19 protein-coding genes are annotated in these 13,251 nt (G+C 35.8%); 18 read left to right on the top strand and 1 reads right to left on the bottom strand.

The features are described from left to right. Positions 1-40 precede the first annotated feature (40 nt). From ILA26_RS06545 to ILA26_RS06460, 18 genes are all read left to right on the top strand, one after another. Positions 41-274: an NAD(P)H-dependent oxidoreductase gene (locus tag ILA26_RS06545; RefSeq protein WP_292895562.1), complete on the top strand. Its 234-nt coding sequence runs from the start codon at positions 41-43 to the stop codon at positions 272-274. Further along, positions 253-585, top strand: coding sequence for an NAD(P)H-dependent oxidoreductase (locus ILA26_RS06540; RefSeq protein ID WP_366514887.1), 333 nt, complete (start codon positions 253-255; stop codon positions 583-585). The genes ILA26_RS06545 and ILA26_RS06540 overlap by 22 nt, the downstream gene beginning before the upstream one ends. 25 nt (positions 586-610) lie before the next feature. Further along, positions 611-1,456: a GHMP kinase gene (locus ILA26_RS06535; protein ID WP_292895560.1), complete on the top strand. Its 846-nt coding sequence runs from the start codon at positions 611-613 to the stop codon at positions 1,454-1,456. Further along, entirely contained in the window at positions 1,449-1,964 is a 516-nt protein-coding gene (locus ILA26_RS06530; RefSeq protein WP_292895558.1) for an SAM-dependent methyltransferase, read from the top strand. Before ILA26_RS06535 ends, ILA26_RS06530 begins: the two co-directional genes overlap by 8 nt. A 111-nt stretch (positions 1,965-2,075) precedes the next feature. After that, a complete protein-coding gene (locus ILA26_RS06525) occupies positions 2,076-2,810 on the top strand; it encodes a hypothetical protein (RefSeq protein WP_292895556.1) in 735 nt (244 codons plus the stop codon). A 231-nt stretch (positions 2,811-3,041) separates the two neighbouring features. Then, on the top strand, positions 3,042-3,833 hold the full coding sequence (locus tag ILA26_RS06520; RefSeq protein ID WP_292895554.1) for a 2-amino-3,7-dideoxy-D-threo-hept-6-ulosonate synthase: 792 nt from the start codon (positions 3,042-3,044) through the stop codon (positions 3,831-3,833). A gap of 9 nt (positions 3,834-3,842) precedes the next feature. Further along, on the top strand, positions 3,843-4,973 hold the full coding sequence (locus ILA26_RS06515) for a 3-dehydroquinate synthase II (protein WP_292895552.1): 1,131 nt from the start codon (positions 3,843-3,845) through the stop codon (positions 4,971-4,973). A gap of 8 nt (positions 4,974-4,981) precedes the next feature. After that, positions 4,982-5,539, top strand: coding sequence for an RNA 2',3'-cyclic phosphodiesterase (thpR, locus tag ILA26_RS06510; RefSeq protein ID WP_292895550.1), 558 nt, complete (start codon positions 4,982-4,984; stop codon positions 5,537-5,539). Between the two features lie 4 nt (positions 5,540-5,543). After that, positions 5,544-6,896 (top strand): CCA tRNA nucleotidyltransferase, encoded by a 1,353-nt coding sequence (gene cca, locus ILA26_RS06505; protein ID WP_292895548.1) that lies wholly within the window; start codon positions 5,544-5,546, stop codon positions 6,894-6,896. Between the two features lie 71 nt (positions 6,897-6,967). After that, on the top strand, positions 6,968-7,309 hold the full coding sequence (locus ILA26_RS06500) for a hypothetical protein (RefSeq protein WP_292895546.1): 342 nt from the start codon (positions 6,968-6,970) through the stop codon (positions 7,307-7,309). Positions 7,310-7,354: 45 nt separating this feature from the next. After that, the gene (locus ILA26_RS06495; protein ID WP_292895544.1) at positions 7,355-7,906 is read left to right on the top strand and encodes a DUF2284 domain-containing protein; all 552 of its coding nucleotides are present in this window, start codon (positions 7,355-7,357) and stop codon (positions 7,904-7,906) included. An 11-nt stretch (positions 7,907-7,917) separates the two neighbouring features. Next, positions 7,918-8,607 (top strand): NADPH-dependent F420 reductase, encoded by a 690-nt coding sequence (gene npdG, locus ILA26_RS06490; protein WP_292895542.1) that lies wholly within the window; start codon positions 7,918-7,920, stop codon positions 8,605-8,607. Positions 8,608-8,617: 10 nt separating this feature from the next. Next, on the top strand, positions 8,618-9,109 hold the full coding sequence (locus tag ILA26_RS06485; RefSeq protein WP_292895540.1) for a hypothetical protein: 492 nt from the start codon (positions 8,618-8,620) through the stop codon (positions 9,107-9,109). 256 nt (positions 9,110-9,365) lie between these two features. Continuing rightward, positions 9,366-9,989, top strand: coding sequence for a hypothetical protein (locus ILA26_RS06480; protein WP_292895538.1), 624 nt, complete (start codon positions 9,366-9,368; stop codon positions 9,987-9,989). A gap of 10 nt (positions 9,990-9,999) precedes the next feature. After that, a complete protein-coding gene (locus tag ILA26_RS06475) occupies positions 10,000-10,623 on the top strand; it encodes a T9SS type A sorting domain-containing protein (protein ID WP_292895536.1) in 624 nt (207 codons plus the stop codon). 194 nt (positions 10,624-10,817) lie between these two features. Then, positions 10,818-11,417, top strand: coding sequence for a hypothetical protein (locus tag ILA26_RS06470; protein ID WP_292895534.1), 600 nt, complete (start codon positions 10,818-10,820; stop codon positions 11,415-11,417). A gap of 367 nt (positions 11,418-11,784) precedes the next feature. After that, the gene (locus ILA26_RS06465; protein WP_292895532.1) at positions 11,785-12,042 is read left to right on the top strand and encodes a winged helix-turn-helix domain-containing protein; all 258 of its coding nucleotides are present in this window, start codon (positions 11,785-11,787) and stop codon (positions 12,040-12,042) included. 106 nt (positions 12,043-12,148) lie between these two features. Continuing rightward, positions 12,149-12,478, top strand: coding sequence for a TIGR04076 family protein (locus tag ILA26_RS06460; protein WP_292895530.1), 330 nt, complete (start codon positions 12,149-12,151; stop codon positions 12,476-12,478). A 94-nt stretch (positions 12,479-12,572) separates the two neighbouring features. On the opposite strand, the gene ILA26_RS06455 is transcribed toward ILA26_RS06460, so the two are convergent. Further along, the gene (locus ILA26_RS06455) at positions 12,573-13,205 is read right to left on the bottom strand and encodes a CatA-like O-acetyltransferase (protein WP_292895528.1); all 633 of its coding nucleotides are present in this window, start codon (positions 13,203-13,205) and stop codon (positions 12,573-12,575) included. Positions 13,206-13,251: the final 46 nt, after the last annotated feature.

The following is a 13,251-nucleotide window of genomic DNA, read 5'->3' as shown; positions in this document are numbered from 1 at the left end:
AAATACATTTTTTCAATTAATTATTAAGAGAGGTAGTAATATGAAAATTTTAGCGTTACAAGGAAGTCCCAGAAAAAGGGGCAATACAAATCGTGTTTTGGATGAGATGATTAAAGGGGCTGAAGACAATGGCCATGAAGTCAAGAAATATTTCCTTCAAGGCTTGGACATAAATCCTGCAGCGGTTGTGAAATCTGTGCTAAAGGTAAGGACTGCAGATTTGATGATGATGGTACTGAAATTATCGACCAGTTGGCGGAAGGTGCTGGTGTAATTCTTGCATCACCGATATACTTTGGACAGATGACTGCACAGGCAAAGACAATAATTGACAGATTCTATTCAATTTTCAACAATCCTGATAAGAAATTCAACGGAAAGGCTGCGATGATTTTTACACATGCATTTCCGGACAAGGACATCTATGAGCCTTACATCAGGCTAACCGAAGCCCAGCCATTCATGAACAACACCGAACTTGAATACATAGAAACATTGGAAGTTGCAGGTGTCAAGTTCATTGGCGATGCAGACAAGGTCGAAGACGACCTTAAGAAGGCTTATGAAATCGGTCAAAAATTTTAATTAAACCAAAGATATAATATTAATTATGTCAAATTCAGTTTTCGTGCCGGGTCACATCACAGGTTTTTTCACTATTGAAAACCATGAGATATCCCTAAAAAATGGATCATGTGGCGCTGGCTTTTTACTTTCACAAGGTGTTAAAACAACAATCTCAAAATCTGATGAACTTGTCATTGATGTTAATCAAGGGGATTCAACAGTCATTGATGAGGTTTTAAGAATTTTGGAGATTGATACTAATTTTAAGATTACTCAGGACATTCAGTTGCCTATAGGAGCAGGATTTGGAACATCCGCTGCTTCCGCTTTAAGTTTATCCCTTGCATTGAATGAATATTTTGATTTGGGATATTCGAAAGATTTATGCGGTCAAGTTGCACATATGGCTGAAGTCAATCTTGGCGGAGGTTTGGGAGATGTGATTGCCCAGACAGGTCATGGTTTGGTCTTGAGAACAGATTCAGGAGCTCCTGGTGTTGGTGAGATAAAATCCTTTGAGCATGATGTATATGTTGCTTGGAAAACATTTGGAAGTATAGATACTTCAAGCATAATTACTGATCCTCATCACGGGGAGGTAATTTCAGATGTCGGTTTGAAATACCTTGAGTTTTTCGAGGAAAAGTCCAGCCTGAGAAATTTCCTTGACTTTTCATACAAGTTTTCCACCGAGACAAAATTGATGTCTGGGCAAGTGAAGGAACTTGTCGATTATCTTAATTCTAGGGACAATATTTTAGGCAGTTCCATGGCAATGCTTGGAAATACTGCATTTGCATTTGCATATGATGAAAGTACCTTCAAAACTTTAGACATTGAAGGACTTCATGTAGATAAACTCAACAATGTAGGTATAGTTTATGATTAAATTGAGTTATGACGTTAAAAAATATCGCCAAGATATCTTGGGTTTGGTCAATCCTGACGATACTGTGATAGAACTGGGTTGTCATGTTGGAGGAACCACAAAAAGGATTCCGGAAACATGCAACATCATAGCCATTGATAATTCGCCGGAAGCGCCCTCTGAAATGGAAAAGCTCGCTCATGTGAACTTTATCAATGAGGATGTGAGGTTGCATGACACATTGTCAAAGGTTTTTCAGATAACGCAATCCTGTGACATTTTAGCTATTGATTTGGGTGGAGGATATCATCCTGATACAGTATTTAAGGTATTCTACATCTGGTCGTCAACATTCAAGCCAACCCACACCATAATCAGAAACAGGGGCATTTTGGAATTTTTCAACTCTGCACAAGGTAGCGATGAGAGTTTTGTTTCTCAGTTTGGCTATTTAGAATCATATCATGACTCTGGAATTCCTCCTCAAATAAAGGAATTTGAATTGTGGACTTCCTCTTTTGTAAAATAAGTTTTACTTATTATAAAATTTATAGGGCATTTATATATTAGTATATATAAACTCATTATCAGGAGGATTTTCAAGAACATTAAAAGATTATGTCTTGCAATTCTGATTGTTTTGAGTCTTATTTTATGTGTCAGTGCTGTTTCGGCTGAAAACTCTACTGATGTAGGTGTCTCCGATGCACAGGATACTGCTCAAGAGGATGTGGCAGCAAGCACTTCCGCGCCGACAACAACCTCTTCAGCAACAAAGCAGGTCAAGAAGATTGATGCGGATGTTGATGCTGATGATAAGGTTGTAGTGTATAAGAAGAACTCCTACTTTAAAGTGAAAGTCAAGGATGATGATACCAGTAAACCATTGAAGAAATTCAACATTAAACTAAAAATTTATACAAAATCCAAAAGCAAAACATACACTATCAAAACCAATTCCAAAGGAATTGCAAAGTTCAACACCAAGAATCTGAAGCTTGGAGATCATAAGGTAGTGATTACTTCTGCTGAATCTTCATCAAAATTCAAGGAAACTGCACATATTTTCGTTGGTAAAAAGCATACTACCACTCTTAAACCTGGTGCCAGTAAAAAATTAAGGAATAAGGATGTATTGAGGGTTAAAATCAAGAACGATGATGATGAAAAGGAAATCAAGGTATGCTTTAATGGCAAGGCCAAAAAAACCAATGTCATGAAGGCGGTTTTCTATCTGAAAAATAAGGCTACCGGCAAAATAGTTAAAAAGGTGGATTACTCAGATTTTGATGATGGAAAATGGGAATATCCTGATAAGGACTATTCAAATAGGTATGTTGCCATCAAGGTAAGGATAATCTATGTGACAATTTAATAAGAAAAAATCATTTTTTTCTTATACTTTTTTTTATTAATTATTTCTTCTGTATAAAAGATAGTTGTAAATTGATTCGTTTTAAATAATAATAATCAATTATTATCTATTTTTGTTTAAATTTTTATATTTTTTATTAAGTATTCAATTAAATTTATTTATCAAATTGTATTCTTTTGTACAATTAATATTATATAACATTATAACAAAATTATAATTGAGGTAATAAATATGATAGGTAAAAAGATTCGTTTAGAAAGAATCATTAACAGAAATACAAAAAGAACAGTAATTGCACCTATGGACCATGGTGTATCCAGCGGTCCTATACCTGGAATTATTGACATGGATGAGACAGTTGAAAGCATCTCCCAGGGAGGGGCAGATGCAATCCTAATGCACAAGGGAATCGTGCAACAAGGACACCGTGGTTACGGTGAGGACATCGGATTGATTGTACACTTGTCCGCAAGTACTTCCCTTGCACCAGATCCAAATGATAAGGTTACAGTAACAAGTGTTGAAAAAGCTATTCAACTCGGTGCTGATGCGGTTTCCATTCATGTGAACCTCGGTTCTGACACTGAAAGCCAAATGCTTCAGGAATTAGGTAAAATAGCTGAAACTTGCGACTACTGGGGAATGCCACTTTTAGCAATGATGTACCCAAGAGGCCAAAAAGTGGATAATGAACATGACGTTGAATTCGTGAAACATGCTGCACGTGTAGGATCAGAGCTTGGAGTGGACATCGTCAAAACCAACTACACAGGAGACCCTGACTCATTCAAAGAAGTCGTTGAAGGAGCAATTGTTCCTGTTGTAATTGCAGGTGGCCCTAAAGTTGAAACTGATGAGGAATTATTACAAATGGTTAAAGATTCACTTGAAGTTGGTGGAGCTGGAGTTGCATTTGGCCGTAACCTGTTCCAAGCTGAAAACCCTGGAAAGATTACCCGTGCAATATCTGAAGTTGTTCACCATGACCTAGAAGTGGAAGAAGCTTTGGAATTCTTGAAATAAGGTGATTTAATGCAAAACAAATTCGCTTGGATAAGTACTCCTGATGAATTATGGGACGATAAAAAGGAAATGATTACCACCGCATTGGAATCCGGAATTGACCATGTCCTTGATTTTGATGACATTGAAAACATTCGCAAGTTGGGAAACGTCAAAATCATTGCAAACAGCGACGATGCAGACATTTATCTTGTCGGAATCAACGGTGAAGGAGACGGCTTTGTTGAATTGAATGAGGACTTCATCGATTCAAAAGACATTGCAGATGCAAAAAAAGCAAAAAGCGAAGGAAAACAAGTATGTGCCTATATAAAAATCACCGATAAGGCACATGAGCAACTGGCTGTAAAGTTAGGTCCGATTGTTGACTATATCATTTTAATCGGAACCGATTGGACTATCATTCCATTGGAAAACATCATTGCAGACCTGCAAAAGGAGGATGTTCAAATTATTGCTGCTGTCCGTGACCTTGACGGTGCACGCGTGGCATTGGAGACATTGGAGCACGGAACCGATGGAGTGATATTTGAGGCAAACGACTTCAACAACATCAAAAAAATCGCACAGGAAGTAGTTGAGGCATCACAGGCAAAATATGAATTGAAGACTGCAACAGTAACTAATGTAAAACCTTTAGGATCAGGAGACCGGGTATGTGTAGATACAACTGACATGATGAAGCCTGGTGAAGGAATGCTCATTGGTTCTTATTCAAAATCAATGTTTTTAGTGCATTCTGAATCTCTTGAAAGCGAATATGTGGCATCCCGTCCGTTCAGGGTTAATGCGGGTCCTGTTCAAGCATATGTTATGGTTCCAGGAAACAAAACAAGATACCTATCAGAACTTGTTGCAGGAGATGAGGTGTTGATTGTCAATACCGAAGGTGAAACAAGAACTGCCTATGTCGGAAGAAGCAAGATAGAAAGACGTCCGTTGATATTGATTGAGGCCGAATATGAAGGCCAGACCATAAGGACATTGCTTCAGAATGCTGAAACTATCAGAATTGTCGATGAAAATAACGAACCGTTGTCAGTGGCTGACGTAAAGCCTGGTGACAAGGTAAAGGTTTACATCGAAACCAGTGCACGTCACTTTGGAATAGCCATTGATGAAACAATTATTGAACAATAGGTGTGTGGATGTCTGAAATTAGAGCGTTTTTAGCTATTGATTTGGATGATGACCTAAAGCCAAAAATAAACAAGGTCATCCGTGAATTTAAGAAAATCGATACCAGAATCAAATATGTTGAGTTGCAGAATCTGCACTTGACATTGAAATTCTTCGGCGATATCGATACCAATGGTTTGGATGTATTGAAGGATGCAATCTCAAGGGTTGTAAGTGAATTTGAACCATTCAACATTAAAATCAAAGGCTGTGGTGCATTTCCAAACACAAACCGCATAAAGGTCATTTGGGTGGGCATTGATGATGACACTGTCTTAAAGGAATTGCATGATAAGCTCGATAAGGAATTTGTCAAATTGGGATTTGACAAGGACAAGAAATTCTCAACACATTTGACAATAGGACGTATGAAATCAGGAAAAAACAAGAATCAAGTCAAGTCAACCATTGAGGAATTTGAAGAATTTGAAATTGGCGAGATGGAAGTAAACAGCATATCTCTTAAAAAGTCAAAATTAACTCCAGCCGGACCAATATATGATGATGTAGAAATATTTGAATTGTGATTATATGGATTATGAAGCTATTTTAAAAGATATCAAACCAACATTGGAAGAAAAAAGACACATTGATGAGGTCTCATCCAATGTCATGAGCTTCCTTCAGAAGGAGTGTGACAGTAGAAACATTGATGCAAATGTGACCTTGGTCGGTTCTGTTTCAAAAAACACTGCCCTTAAGGGAAAGTCAGACATTGATATCTTCATAGCATTTCCATTGAATACTGATAAAAAATATCTAAAAGAAAAAGGTCTCGAATTGGCTCAATTATGCTGTGATGAATTTGGAAGTGAAGCACAGAGACACTTCGCATCACACCCATACATTACAACTGAAATTGAGGACTGTGAGGTGGATATTGTTCCATGCTATGCAATTGAAAATGGAAGTGAACTCAAATCCGCTGTCGACCGGACAATTCTTCATACCCGTTATGTCAAGGAGAATTTGGCCGAATCCCAGCAGGATGAGGTATTGCTTTTGAAACGTTTCATGGCAATGACCGGAACATACGGTTCTGAGTTTAAGGTTGGTGGCTTTGCAGGTTATCTTTGTGAGCTTCTTATCATTAATTACGGTTCTTTTGAAGACACATTAAAATCCGCAATCAACTGGAAATATGGTGAGGTAATAGATTTGATGGATTATGGCACTTCCCAATTATTCAAGGATCCTCTGATTGTCATAGACCCTACAGATAAAAACAGGAATGTAGGTGCTGCCTTGAGATTGGATAAGATGGCGGAATTCATCCAATCTGCTAGAAATTACATTTTTGGTGATAATAAGAAGGACTATTTCTATCCTTTAAAACGTGATTTGAATCAGGAGGAACTCTTAAACGAATTCAAGTTAAGAAACAGCGACCTGATTGCTTTCAGGTTTGACATTCCTGACATGCCGTTGGACACCCTTCATCCCCAGCTTAGAAAGACCTGTGAAGCTCTTGAAAGAAAGCTGAACAGTGAGGAGTTCAACGTTTTCAAGGCTGATTATTGGAGTGATGAGATTATAAAGTGTGTAATCCTTCTAGAAATGGCATCCTCCAGATTAAATGATGTTAAGGTGAATAAGGGTCCTAAGGTATTCATCACAAAGGCATGTGAAAACTTTGCTGCAAAATATGGTCGTGAAAACTGTTATATTGAAGGCGATTTTTTAGTCCATATGCAAAAAAGGGAATTCAGCAAGGCTGAGGACTTGATTTCCCATATCTTTACAAAAGAAAACATTGGACTTATCAAGGTTGGAAAGAACCTTAAGAAGAACCTGATCAACACTTTTGAATTCATTGATGTTGAAGAGATAGATTTGGAATTCTTGGATGATTTCCTCAATCCTGGCCAGTACATTGTAAGATGATTTCTTTTTTTACATAATATTAATATATTTAAAGATATAATTTATATTTAGGTAAACCTAAAAGTGATATGATGAGTGAAAAAACTTTATATGATTTTGAAAACGAAAACTTGAACGATTACAAGCCAATTGAAAAGGAAGCATTTAGAAAGGCTGTTGAGCTTAATGACAAGTTGATAGATGCAAAAACAATTCTTGAAGAGATATCCTATGGCTGGGAGGAATATATTGCATTTTTGGAAGATGAAAAGATTTCAAAATACTGTGAATTTAAAGGTCAGGATACTATTGATTTCGATGATGAATTGTTGAATGCAATTGTCAAGACTCTTAAGCAATCCCTAAACAATGCGAACAAGGCTATTGGTTATAATTCTAAAAAAATTAAAATTAATCGTGCGATTGATGGATAATTTTCATAGAAAGTTTTATTATATTCAATTTATATACTATTAACCATGTCAGAGATTAAAAAACTCACTGCAGATGTGGATGTTGAGGAGTACTATAACAATTATGTTGATTTTGAAAAGTTCTCAAAGCTCTGCATCGAGGAACAGGAAATGCTCGGGTACAACTGGAGCTACCCTCCTTTTGACTTTGATGTAGATGAGTTATGGCACTCTTTCAATAAACTTAAGATTATTGCTTTTAAAATTGATTTTTCAGAGGAAGAATTGGCGCACACTTTCGAGGAACAGGAATTGGAATTTGTCCTGAAAAGATTCGAACGCATTAAAGGAAGATTGATGAACGATATCTATGTGTTGGAGAATCAGGACTCTCAAGGACTGTTTTTAGGAAAGTGCAACCTGTGCATGAGATGCACAAGGGAATTCGGCATGCTCTGTAAAATGCCATTTAAAATGAGATATCCGCTTGAAGCTCTCGGTGCTGATGTGGATCGAACCGTTGAAGATATTTTTGGCTATAAAATCCAATATGCTCATGATGGTAAACTGCCTGAATATCTGATATTCGTTGGCGGATTATTATATGATAAAAAATAGGAGATGACAAAATGAAAGTAAGTATAATTGGTGGAACAGGACCTCAAGGACTTGGAATTGCTGAAAGATTGGCTATTGCTGGTGTGGATGTAATTGTAGGTTCAAGAAAAGAAGAAAAAGCATTAGATGTTGTCGCTAAAGCAAAAGAGGACTTAGCTGATTATGATTTGTCAAACATGGTTGGTATGGCAAATGAAGATGCAGCACGTGAAGGTGATGTATTGATCATCACAGTACCATTAGCAGCTCAAAAACCTACAATAGAAGGAATAAAGGAATTCTGTAAGGACAAAATCGTCATGGACGCAACAGTTCCATTGGAAACAGCTATTGGTGGAAAACCATTCCGTTTCATTGACTTGATGGAAGGATCTGCTGCAGAAAGAACCGCTTCCATTTTGGAAGGAACCGGTGCAAAGGTTATCTGTGCATTCTGTAACATCTCAAACTCCCACCTTGCAAACATCCCAGAAGAAATCGACTGTGACTGTTTGATTGCAGGTGACGACGCTGATGCAAAAGCAACAGCAGCTGAAATTATCGACAAGATTCCAGGAATCAAAACAATAGACTGTGGAATTTTGGAAAAAGCAAGAATCATTGAAAAAATCACTCCATTGTTAATCGGATTGAACATCAAGTACAAATCCCACTATGGCGGATTAAGAATTACTGGAATTCCTGCTTTAGACAAGGACTAAATTGATTCATATGGATTCATTTGAACAGTTGATTGGCAAAAATGTTAATGACATCTGTTTGGATGAATCAAATAACTTTTTTTTAGCTCTTTTGGAGTATGACACCAAGCACTGTGGCAAGCGCTTTCCCTCATCAAAGTTCAAGCTTGCAGACATTGACTATTTCAACCTGATTTCCTTTTCTGAACTGTTCAGATATGATTCGATTTTAATTGTATGGTATCACGATGATATCGTTACAGATTTGGAATTTTATTATTTAAGCAATGACTTTGACATTCTTTTTAATGATTATTATCTCATCAAAAAGGCCATCGATTGTGGTGAAGCCCATAAGTTGACTGAAGGGGACACCAATTATCTTGGAGCTTCAAGATTGAATGAAAAAGTGACACAGCCAAACAGTGACAGGATGGCAAACAAACGGGAATTTGTTTTGAAAAAGAAATATCTTCAAAAGATAATTGATGAGATGAATTTTAAGTGCAATGTTTCATTTTGAAATTGTATTTTTGTTTTCTTGTTTTTGTCTTTGCATATCACAATATCTGTGTAGATGTCATATATTTTATTCTTATTTTTTCATCTTTCTTTTCAAATTTATTATTTCATGTACAATTATTCCATAGGTTTTTTACATTATCTGTTAAATAATGGTTAGTTAAATGGATTAAATCAATATTAATTTTCATTGCATATCTGTTTTTATCACAATTTATATTATTTATGGACAATAGATATCAGATTAGTGGTAACTTATGGATAATCAGAAAATTATTATAGGATTATTGTGCGTGATAGTTGTAATCCTCATTGTGGGGGTTGTTGTCTTTTCACCTGCAATGGCTAAGGAAGATTCAAAGCTGACAATTGTCGATAAGAAAGTTAGTTTGGGCGATTCATTGGTCGTACAGTTGACTGACAGTGTTGGAAATCCAATTTCTAATGAAACAATCCATGTCAAACTCACGGATGATGATGGGATATCTGTTACTGAGGATATAACTACAAATTCCAAGGGTAAAGCTAAATTCAAAATGGAAGAACAAGGCAAATATTATGCTGAATGTCATTTTGATGGGGGCAATGGATATTCATCAAGCTCAGCGGCTGAAAACTTGACAGTTAAAAAAGCCAGCACTGAACTTGTCGATGAAGAGCAAACTTCAACTACAACCCATTCCAGCAAATACGCTTCAGATGGTTCAATCTATCCAGAATATGGTCCTGAAGTGGATGCTCAGGGTATAACCAGAGAATATGCAATTGCAAATAACATGCATTACATTGAGATGGAAGTTGATGGGGACAGACCTGGAGAAATAGTTACTGTTGGAGGATACACTGCATATGATCCTGCTGCAGGATGTTATCATTCATGAGGGGTTATAAATGGAAAATAAGAATATTATTGTTATTCTGATTGCAATTATTGTTGTTCTTGCTGTTGTTGCAGGTGCATTGTTTTTGCAGTCAGCAAATGCGAAGGAGCCTACAAAGCTTCAGATTACTAGTGATAAATCTCAGTATGAGGGTGGAGAATTATCAATTAAGTTGACTGACTTGAACAAGACTTCCTTGTCTAAAGAAAAAGTGAACGTTACAATCACTAATAATAAGGGTAAGGTTGTTGTTAATAAGACAGTTAAGACAAACTCTAAAGGTAATGCAAAACTTGATTTGGACTTGAAAAAGGGAAAATATGTAGTTAATGTCACCTATGGTGGAAACGACAACTATACTGGTGATGTTGATTCACAGAATTTAACCATAAAAGACAAACCTACAACAAATACCTTGTCCTCCACAACAAATGAATATCCATTATATAATTCGGATTTGGGATATTATAAACCTACTGGAATTGGACAAGATGAGATGGGTGTTGTTGAATTGGCTAGTGGCCGTTATGTTGTAGTTGCTGGTGATGGATATTATGAATATGGAGGTCAAGATTCCCAAGGAAATATAGTCACTGGTAGTTTTTTAGGACATGGGGGTAGTAGAATCAGTTAATCTTTTTTTTTAAATTTTGAGATTATGAATAATTAAGTAGATGAACTCCATCTACACTTTTTTTTTAATTTTCATAAATAGATGGTTAAAACTTAAATGAAATAGTTGATTGCGGATTTTCTTTATAAAATTTAATATACAAGTTAAACATAATATATCTCTGTAAGAGTAATTCATTACTTGGAAGTGTATCTATGGAACAGAAAGAAAAAATTATTATTGCAGCTTTAGTCGTGTTTATCATAGCGCTTTTAGTTGGAATTTTTGTGGCAATGCCTAGTTTAACTAAGCATGACACAGATTTAACATTTGAAAGTAAATCCACCATCGATGAAGGGGATTCAATTAAAATCAAACTAACAGATGTCAACGGAACCGCTATTGCTGGTCAAACAATAAACATTACTATAACAAATAAGGATAATTCAAAAGACTATCATTCAGTTGTTACTGATGATAAAGGTGTTGGAAAGTTAAAATTAGATAAAAAAGCTGGAAAATACAGCGTAGACATCACTTATAATGGAAATGATAAGTATAAGGGATGTAACTTAACTAAGAACATTAAAATTGAGGAAAAAGTTGTAGAAGCTCAAACTTCAAGCAGTTCATCTTCCTCAAGTACACCTTCAGCTTATGCATACAAGTCCGACGGAACTCCAATGTACAGCCAACAAGAGGTTGACAACTATATGTTAAATAAGTATGGTATGGTAAATTACCACGTTGGATCTAACGGATATATCGATATGGATGAGCCAGGATATGACAATGCGGGTAACCCGCTCTGGTAGTATTTAATTTTGAATTTTTTAATTTATGAGTGATATTTCACTCTAACTTTTTTTTATTTTTTTTAAATTTATTATATTTCATTTGAATATACATTCAATATATTTTATGGATTTTATATATGGATTCAATTTACCATACTAAATAATGTTACTTTGTCCTTTTTGTGTAGAAAATATTAAATACTATTTCTGAATTAAAATAATGTGAAAGGTTAAAATTTTTAATAACTTCTATGAAATTTTTGGGATTTATATGATTGATATTTGTTGTTTTTCTGTGTTTTCTTTAAAGGGGATTATGTTTGTATTCTGTAGAGATTAGAAGTTTTTTGTATTTTGAGGTTAGTACTATTAAGGTGATTTTTTTATGGACGATGAAGTGCTTAAATTGTATGGTTACGTAATCATATCTACATATAGATATAAAACTGTTGAATCTCTTAAAGAGGATGTTAAAACACCTACTCAGATATCATCAGAAACGGGAATAAGGTCAAATCATATTTCAAAAGTTCTAAAAGAGCTTAAGGAAAAAGGAATAGCTGAATGCATTAATGAGGATTATAAAAAGGGTAAGCTTTACAGGCTGACCGAAGTAGGAAATGAAATTGCTAAAAAAATATAAATAAATTTTCTATTTTTACTGAATGTCATGTTGGCGGTTTGATTTGATTGGTTGCGTGGAATCATTTTGCATAATCATTATCATATATTAAAACAAATTGTTTAATATGAAAAAGGTAAAAATCACAATTCTAAAGACAACCCTTCAGGAGGATCTTGCAAATGAATACGGCATTGAAGGTCTCACCACCTGCCCATTGATGAGGGAAGGTGAGGTATATTATGCCGATTATGCTAAGCCTGAAGGATTTTGCGATGAGGCTTGGAAGGCTATATATCAGTATGTATTTGCCCTGGCTCATGGTGCAAGTGAGGTCTGGTACTATTCAGACTGGATTAAGACTCCTGGTGTTGCAATTGTGTCTTGCAACGATGGCCTAAGGCCGGTTATCATGAAACTTGAAGCAACAGACATTGAAGCTGTTCCGGAGGAATAGATAATGTTTCCCTAACTGTGGGGAATATATTCCATTGTGAAACCATTCATGCAGCTTTGAACAAAGGTAATATGATGATTTTGATGACATGAGCCTAGTCGAATAAGTCGCTGTCAAACTCTTTTTGGGCGTTTTCATAAAAATATCCAAGCTCACGGCCATTAACAAAGATGTGTGAAACGGTAATTGACACGCTCATCTCATAATTTTCATTGACTTTTCCCCAAGTCACCAATGGCTGTATGGCTCTTCCATCAACCACACAGTTTGTAAGCATGTCAAAATCAATCCATGGGATGCATGAAAGGTTTACTATGTTTGTAAAGTCTCTTTCTTCCATCTCACAGACAAAACCGTCATCTTCAAGGCTTAAAATTTTTGAAGTCAATTCTCTCACATGGTCGTGCCATTCAACAATGTCATTGAACTCCTGAGGGGTGGGAACTCTCATTTCACGATATATTTCCTTGCCTTCATCCATTATTGGGCACACTCCATCAAGATGGTCATGCTCAATCGCCTTGCCGTCTATAATTCTTCTTTTAAGGTGTGGGACTGAATTTACTGCATTCAAAAGGCAACCCATGCTCATTGTGAAAAAGGACTTGTCATTTTCATGACACCATTTCCATAGTTTTTTAACGTTAATCCTTGCAGATATTGCATATCTTGCGGATTGAAAATTTATAAAAGGATTCTCATCTAAATTAAAATCTAACTCTTTCATGCGATAACCTTAATCTTTTTATATTATTTTATTATATATTATATAT

The organism is Methanobrevibacter sp. (assembly GCF_017940815.1).
GTDB lineage: Archaea > Methanobacteriota > Methanobacteria > Methanobacteriales > Methanobacteriaceae > Methanocatella.
Note: the sequence above shows the minus strand (reverse complement) of the source record. Positions and strands in the feature narration are given on the sequence as shown.

What these genes read in the sequence shown, in the direction of transcription:
- ILA26_RS06545 (WP_292895562.1), top strand. Translation starts at nt 41, where the DNA reads ATGAAAATTTTAGCGTTACAAGGAAGTCCCAGAAAAAGGGGCAATACA.
- ILA26_RS06535 (WP_292895560.1), top strand. Translation starts at nt 611, where the DNA reads ATGTCAAATTCAGTTTTCGTGCCGGGTCACATCACAGGTTTTTTCACT.
- ILA26_RS06530 (WP_292895558.1), top strand. Translation starts at nt 1,449, where the DNA reads ATGATTAAATTGAGTTATGACGTTAAAAAATATCGCCAAGATATCTTG.
- ILA26_RS06520 (WP_292895554.1), top strand. Translation starts at nt 3,042, where the DNA reads ATGATAGGTAAAAAGATTCGTTTAGAAAGAATCATTAACAGAAATACA.
- ILA26_RS06515 (WP_292895552.1), top strand. Translation starts at nt 3,843, where the DNA reads ATGCAAAACAAATTCGCTTGGATAAGTACTCCTGATGAATTATGGGAC.
- thpR (WP_292895550.1), top strand. Translation starts at nt 4,982, where the DNA reads ATGTCTGAAATTAGAGCGTTTTTAGCTATTGATTTGGATGATGACCTA.
- cca (WP_292895548.1), top strand. Translation starts at nt 5,544, where the DNA reads ATGGATTATGAAGCTATTTTAAAAGATATCAAACCAACATTGGAAGAA.
- ILA26_RS06500 (WP_292895546.1), top strand. Translation starts at nt 6,968, where the DNA reads ATGAGTGAAAAAACTTTATATGATTTTGAAAACGAAAACTTGAACGAT.
- ILA26_RS06495 (WP_292895544.1), top strand. Translation starts at nt 7,355, where the DNA reads ATGTCAGAGATTAAAAAACTCACTGCAGATGTGGATGTTGAGGAGTAC.
- npdG (WP_292895542.1), top strand. Translation starts at nt 7,918, where the DNA reads ATGAAAGTAAGTATAATTGGTGGAACAGGACCTCAAGGACTTGGAATT.
- ILA26_RS06485 (WP_292895540.1), top strand. Translation starts at nt 8,618, where the DNA reads ATGGATTCATTTGAACAGTTGATTGGCAAAAATGTTAATGACATCTGT.
- ILA26_RS06480 (WP_292895538.1), top strand. Translation starts at nt 9,366, where the DNA reads ATGGATAATCAGAAAATTATTATAGGATTATTGTGCGTGATAGTTGTA.
- ILA26_RS06475 (WP_292895536.1), top strand. Translation starts at nt 10,000, where the DNA reads ATGGAAAATAAGAATATTATTGTTATTCTGATTGCAATTATTGTTGTT.
- ILA26_RS06470 (WP_292895534.1), top strand. Translation starts at nt 10,818, where the DNA reads ATGGAACAGAAAGAAAAAATTATTATTGCAGCTTTAGTCGTGTTTATC.
- ILA26_RS06465 (WP_292895532.1), top strand. Translation starts at nt 11,785, where the DNA reads ATGGACGATGAAGTGCTTAAATTGTATGGTTACGTAATCATATCTACA.
- ILA26_RS06460 (WP_292895530.1), top strand. Translation starts at nt 12,149, where the DNA reads ATGAAAAAGGTAAAAATCACAATTCTAAAGACAACCCTTCAGGAGGAT.
- ILA26_RS06455 (WP_292895528.1), bottom strand. Translation starts at nt 13,205, where the DNA reads ATGAAAGAGTTAGATTTTAATTTAGATGAGAATCCTTTTATAAATTTT.